Here is a 6,052-nt window from a genome sequence, read left to right as displayed (position 1 = left end):
GCCGGTCGTGCGTGTGGCAGGGCATGGTGTTCCACAGGCTGCCGGGCTCCAGCTGGGTCATGCCCATCAGCAGCTGGCAGGTGGGCAGCACATCGGGCACCAGGAATTTGTAGATGGTGCGGCGGTTGCTGGTCTCGGGCGAACCCAGGGTCTCGGGCGAGGCCTCGGCCAGGGTCACCTTGCGGTGCGGGTAGGCGGTGTGGGCCGGCGCGCTATTGAAGTAAAGCTTGGCGGGCTGGGCCGAGTCCAGGCTGCGAAACTCCAGCTCGCGGGCGCTCTGGCCGATGTAGAGCGCCTCGCGCGGCCCGATCTCGTAGCTCTGCTCGTCCACCTTGACGCGGGCGGCACCGCCGATATTGATCAGGCCCAGCTCGCGGCGCTGCAAAAAGAAATCGGTGCCGGTGTGGCGCCCCAGCTCCGGCGCAAAGCTCAGGGCCTGATTCACGGGCATGATGCCGCCCACGATGATGCGGTCGATCTGGCTGTAGGTCAGCGTGGTCTCATCGGGCTTGAAGAGTTGCTCGACCAGGAACTGCTCACGCAGGCCCTGGGTGTCCAGCGTGCGGGCATGCGCGCTGTGGATCGGTTGGCGGATTTCCATCGAAAGGTCTCCTTGGCGCCGGCGGCGGGGTGAAACAAGGGGGGAGCGGTGCGCCGGTCTGGATCGAATGCTTGCTAGCCTAGCGCAGGCTCGGACTTTCCCGGAATTATGGTTTCTATTTAGTGAACCGTCGTTTCATTTTTTAATCTCCGCGCTTATAGTCGCTGCAAATCGAGGCTCGCGAAGCATCGCGACACCGCGCCTGACAAACGGGCATGAGACAGCGGAGACCCCATGAGCACCACACCTGCCAGCAGCAGCAGCCCTCTGTACTTTGACGACGCCAGCACCCCCTGGACCGAGCTGGGTGAGGGCATACGCCGCAAGATCGTCGGCCACACGCCCGAGCTGATGTCGGTGCTGGTGCAGTTCGACCAGGGGGCCGTGGGCACGGTGCATGCACACGATGCGCATGACCAGATCGCCTTCTGCCTCAGCGGCTCCTTTGAATGCGATGTGGGCGGCGTCAAGCGCGTGATCCGCGCCGGCGATGCCTTCGTGGCCCCCCGCCTGACCCCACATGGCGTGCGGGCCCTGGAACCGAACAGCAGCCTGCTGGACCAGTTCTCGCCCCGCCGCGAGGACTACCTCTAGGACCCCATGGCCCGCGGCCGCACTGCAGCGCCCGCGGGTCCCCTTGCTGACGCGGCGCCCTGCGCGCGCCCTCCGACATCGCGACCCGCCCGGGCCGCGACATGAACCGATGCGCCCCAGCCACGTGAGCGGGGCGCCGACCAACACGCAGGAGACAAGATCATGCAAAGCCGCCGTCGGGCCACCGCGCCGCGCCTCAACCCCCTCGCCCTGTGCCTGCTGGGCAGCGGCACCCTGCTGGCCTTCGCGCCCGCCTGGGCCCAGAGCCAAGCCGCCGCGCCCCAGACCCAGGCCATGGAAACCGTGGTGGTCACGGGCTTCCGCGCCTCGCTGGAAAGCGCGCTGAACAAGAAGCGCGAGGACCGCGGCATCGTCGACGTGATCAAGGCCGAGGACATCGGCAAGTTCCCCGACACCAATCTGGCCGAGTCGCTGCAACGCGTTCCCGGCGTGGTGATTGATCGTGATGCTGGCGAGGGCCGCAGCATCACCGTGCGCGGCCTGGGCGCGGACTTCACCCGTGTGCGCATCAATGGCCTGGAAGCCTTGGCGACCACCGGCGGTACGGACAGCTCGGGCGGAGCCAACCGCTCACGCGGCTTTGACTTCAATGTCTTTGCCTCCGAGCTGTTCAGCAGCATCACGGTGCGCAAGAGTGCGTCGGCGGATGTCGATGAGGGCTCTCTGGGCGCCACGGTTGATCTGCAGACCGGGCGTCCCTTTGACTTCAAGCGCGGTTGGACGGCTACGGCGTCCGCGCAGGGGCGCTACAACGATCTGTCGGGCAAGACCACGCCGCGTGTTGCGGGCCTGGTCTCGTTCACGGACGAAAGCCGCAGGTTCGGGGCGCTGATGTCCGTGGCTTATTCCGAGCGCAAGGTGCTGGAGGAGGGTTTCTCCACGGTTCGCTGGGCCAATGGGGTGAGCAGCCAGGGTTTGTTTGCCACCGCGGGCTCCGATCCGGCCGCCTTGGCCGCCTCCAACAATGCGGCCAACTTCCATCCGCGTCTGCCGCGCTATGGCCGGCTGACGCATGACCAGAGCCGGCTCGGCATCACCAGCTCGCTGCAGTTCCGGCCCGGTGAGAACACCCTGGTATCGGCTGACCTGATGTACGCCAAGCTGGAGGCCACCCGCCAGGAAGACTTCCTGCAAGCCATTTCCTTCAGTCGCACCGGCACCAACGGCAAGCCCCAGACCAGCGTGTTGCAGGCCGTCTACGATGCATCCGGGGAATTGGTGCGCGGCGTGTACAACGGGGTAGACATCCGTTCCGAGTCCCGATTCGACGAACTCTCCACCGAGTTCGTGCAACCGACGCTGAGTCTGGAGCACGATTTCAGCGACACCCTGCGCATGAGCGTCAAGCTCGGTCAGGGCAAGAGCCGCTTCCGCAACCCGGTGCAGACCACCACCACCCTGGACGCCAACAACGTCAATGGCTACTCGATCGACTTCAGCGGCAACAGCCGCCTGCCCCTGATCAGCTATCCGATTTCCGTCACCGAGCTGAGCGCGGGCGGCCTGGGATTCGTCACCGCCGCAGCCGGTGCCGCGACGGTGCCGGCCACACTGGTGAGCAGCGAGATTCGCATCCGGCCCCTGGGGGCGACCAATCGCAATGACAACGGCCAGGTCGATCTGAGCTGGGACCTGGTGCCCGACCGTTACACCCTCAAAGCCGGGTTGAGCTACAAGCGCTTCGTCTTCGACACCTTCGAGTCGCGCCGCACGAACGAGGCCTTGATGTATGCGCCCCCAAGCGGTGTCGCTGCCAGCAGCCTGACGACCACCCTGACGGGGTTCGGCAAGGGTCTGAATCTGCCAGCCGGCGTGCCGACGAGCTGGATCATTCCCAATCTCGGCGCCATCGCAGCGGCCTACGACATCTACTGCAACTGCCTCAAGAGCGGTCCGGCCGGCGGGCCGGGTGACTTCCGGCTGACGTCCATCAGCAATGGCAGCGCCCGGGGCAACAATTTCGGCGCGACCGAGAAGGACGAAGGCGCGTATGTGATGCTGGACTTCAGCGAGCGGGTGTCATCGCTGCCGCTGCGCGGCAATGTCGGCGTTCGCTATGTGCGCACCTCGCAGACGGCGTCGGGTTTTGATTCGGTGGGCAATGGCACGCCCACCCAGGAGACGCAGAGCTACACCGATGTTCTGCCGTCCTTGAACGTGGCCCTGAATCTGTCGCGCGAGCTGATCTTGCGCGCGGCAGCGGCCAAGGTCATGGCCCGCCCGCGCCTGAATGATCTGAACCCGGGCATGTCCCTGAACACGGCCAACCAGACCATCACGGCGGGCAACCCGAACCTCAAGCCCTATCGTGCCAAGACGCTGGACTTCAACGGCGAGTGGTACTTCAGCAAAGAAGGCTTCCTGGGCGTCGGCCTGTTCTACAAGGACATCGACACCTATATCCAGAGCCTGCGCGGCAGCACGCGCTACGGCGATACCGGCCTGCCCTTGTCCTCACTGCCGAACTCGCAGAACGCCGACACGGTCTACGCGATCACCACGCCGATCAATACCGAGGGCGGATCGCTCAAGGGCATCGAGTTGAACTGGCAACAGCCCTTCAAGTTCCTGCCCGGCGTCCTGAGCAACACAGGCATGCAGTTCAACTACACCTATGTGAAGTCGAACGTCGCCTATCGCGACAGTGCGGCAGGCAATGCCTCGATCGTTGACAACCTGATCGGGCTGTCCCCACGCTCGGCCAATGTGTCGGTCTACTACGACGACGGTCGCTTCAGCGCGCGCCTGTCCACCTCCTACCGCTCGGCCTTCCTGACTCGCGTTCCGGGGCAGAACAACAACGATGTGGAGGGGACCAATGCCGCCGTGAATGTGGACATGTCGCTCAGCTACGACTGGGATGACCGTCTGACCTTCACCTTCGAAGGCACCAATCTGAACAACCGTGCCAAGGACCAGTTCGTCAGCCGCAGCCGCAACAGCCCTGTGGTCTACAACGTCACCGGTCGGGAGTTCCTGTTCGGCGCGCGCTACAAGTTCTGAGCATGCGATATCTCGCACTGGCGGCCCTGCTTCTGACGGCAGGGCCGGCCTGGGCCGAGCTGCCAACCGTGCTGCTCGTGGGCGATAGCACCATGGCCCTGCAAACGGGCTATGGCGACGCGCTCTGCGAGCGCCTGGAGCCCGCCGCGCTGTGCCTGAACCTGGGCCGCGGCGGGCGCAGTAGCGCCAGCTACCGCGCCGAGGGTTTGTGGACGCGGGCCCTGGCGCGGCTGCGCGCGCGCCCGGAGGCTTCGCCGGCCTGGGTGCTGATCCAGTTCGGGCACAACGACCAGCCGGGCAAGCCGGGCCGCTCCACCGACCTGCAACGCGAATATCCCGCCAATCTGGCGCGCTACGTCGAGGACGTGCGCGCGCTCAAGGCGCAACCGGTGCTGGTCACGCCCTTGCGCCGGCGCCAGTTCAGCCAGGGTGTGCTGCAGGACGATTTGCAGCCCTGGGCCCAAGCCATGCGGGGCGTCGCCCAGCAGCTGGACGTTCCCCTGCTGGACCTGCACAGGCTCAGCGGCGAACTGCTGCAGAGCTTGGGCGAGGCGGCCGCGCAGACCCTGGCCCAGGCCGCGCCGGGCCAGCCCGGGTTTGACCACACCCATCTGGGCGCCCGCGGCGCCTGCTTCTTCTCTGCCCTGCTGGCCGCCGAAATGGCGCGCAAGCTGCCCGAGCTGGCCCTGCCCCGAAGCACGCCGCCAGACTGCGACCAGATACCGGCACCCGCGCTCGCGAGCGCGGATGCCACGCTCGCGCCGCCGCTGAATCCCCACACCTACACCCATGCAGGCTGGGCGGTGGGCACCTTGGGCGGGCGAGGCGGACGCATCATCAAGGTCAACACGCTGGCCGACCAGGGGCCGGGCTCGCTGCGCGCAGCCCTGGAGGCCAAGGGGCCGCGCATCGTGGTGTTCGAGGTGGGCGGCGTGATCGACCTCGGGGGGCGCGAGCTGCAGATCGTCCACCCCTTCATCACCATCGCCGGCCAGACCGCGCCCGCGCCGGGCATCAGCCTGATCAAGGGCGGGATCGCCGTGCGCACCCACGATGTCATCGTCCAGCACCTCAGCGTGCGCCCCGGTGCCTATGGACGCGCACCGCGCAGCGGCCATGATCACGACGGCATCGGCACCCAGGCAGGCGCCCACCACGTGATCGTGGACCACTGCAGCCTGTCATGGGCCACCGACGAGAACCTCTCTGTCGGCGGTCCGCGCTTCCAGGGACCGGATCCGGCCGCCTGGCGGCTCGCGACCTCGCACCACATCACCTACAGCAACAACCTGGTCTTTGAGGGGCTTTCCAACAGCGTGCATGCCAAGGGCGAGCACTCCAAGGGCAGCCTGATCCATGACAACGCCAGCGCCGTGCTGCTGCTGGGCAATGTCTATGCGAGCAACCGCGAGCGCAATGCCCTCTTCAAGGGCGGCGTCCAGGCGGCCATGATCAACAACCTGATCTACAACCCGGGCGCGCGCGCCGCCCACTACAACCTGCTGGGCAATGAGTGGCAGGGCCAGCCCTATCAGACGGGCAAGATCGCCCTGGTGGGCAATGTGCTGCGCCATGGACCGGACACCCCGGCCGAGACACCGCTTTTCAGTCTGGGCGGACAGGGGGATGTGGAGCTCCACCTGGCCGACAACCTGGCTCATGACCGCCAGGGGGGAGCAGCCCCCCTGATGGGGCGCTACAGCGCCGGAGCGGCGCAGATCCTGCCGGCGGGCGATGCGGCACGTCCGGCCTATCTCCCGCCCCGGCTGCAGCCCCTGCCCGCCCGGCAGCTCGAGGACCGCCTCCTACACACGGCGGGCGCGCGGCCCTGGG

The 6,052-nt window shown here is 66.7% G+C and carries 4 protein-coding genes; 3 read left to right on the top strand and 1 reads right to left on the bottom strand.

Going from position 1 to position 6,052, the window contains the following annotated elements:
- Window positions 1-601, bottom strand: a 601-nt coding sequence (kduI, locus tag ACK5F2_RS14900; protein ID WP_409865949.1) for a 5-dehydro-4-deoxy-D-glucuronate isomerase, incomplete at its 3' end; no start/stop codon positions are given.
- Window positions 602-835: 234 nt separating this feature from the next.
- Here kduI and ACK5F2_RS14895 point away from each other — a divergent pair.
- From ACK5F2_RS14895 to ACK5F2_RS14885, 3 genes are all read left to right on the top strand, one after another.
- Window positions 836-1,195, top strand: a complete 360-nt coding sequence (locus ACK5F2_RS14895; RefSeq protein ID WP_409865947.1) for a cupin domain-containing protein — start codon at window positions 836-838, stop codon at window positions 1,193-1,195.
- A 162-nt stretch (window positions 1,196-1,357) separates the two neighbouring features.
- Window positions 1,358-4,219 carry a TonB-dependent receptor gene (locus ACK5F2_RS14890; RefSeq protein WP_409865944.1) on the top strand — a complete coding sequence of 954 codons (2,862 nt, stop codon included), beginning with the start codon at window positions 1,358-1,360 and terminating at the stop codon, window positions 4,217-4,219.
- Between the two features lie 2 nt (window positions 4,220-4,221).
- The coding region (locus tag ACK5F2_RS14885; protein WP_409865942.1) for a GDSL-type esterase/lipase family protein at window positions 4,222-6,052 on the top strand (1,831 nt) is incomplete at its 3' end.

Origin of the sequence: Roseateles sp. (assembly GCF_046300915.1) — a bacterium.
GTDB lineage: Bacteria > Pseudomonadota > Gammaproteobacteria > Burkholderiales > Burkholderiaceae_C > Kinneretia.
The sequence above is the reverse complement of the archived record's forward strand: the minus strand, read 5'-3'. Positions and strand labels throughout refer to the sequence as shown.

What these genes read in the sequence shown, in the direction of transcription:
- ACK5F2_RS14890 (WP_409865944.1), top strand. Translation starts at nt 1,358, where the DNA reads ATGCAAAGCCGCCGTCGGGCCACCGCGCCGCGCCTCAACCCCCTCGCC.
- ACK5F2_RS14895 (WP_409865947.1), top strand. Translation starts at nt 836, where the DNA reads ATGAGCACCACACCTGCCAGCAGCAGCAGCCCTCTGTACTTTGACGAC.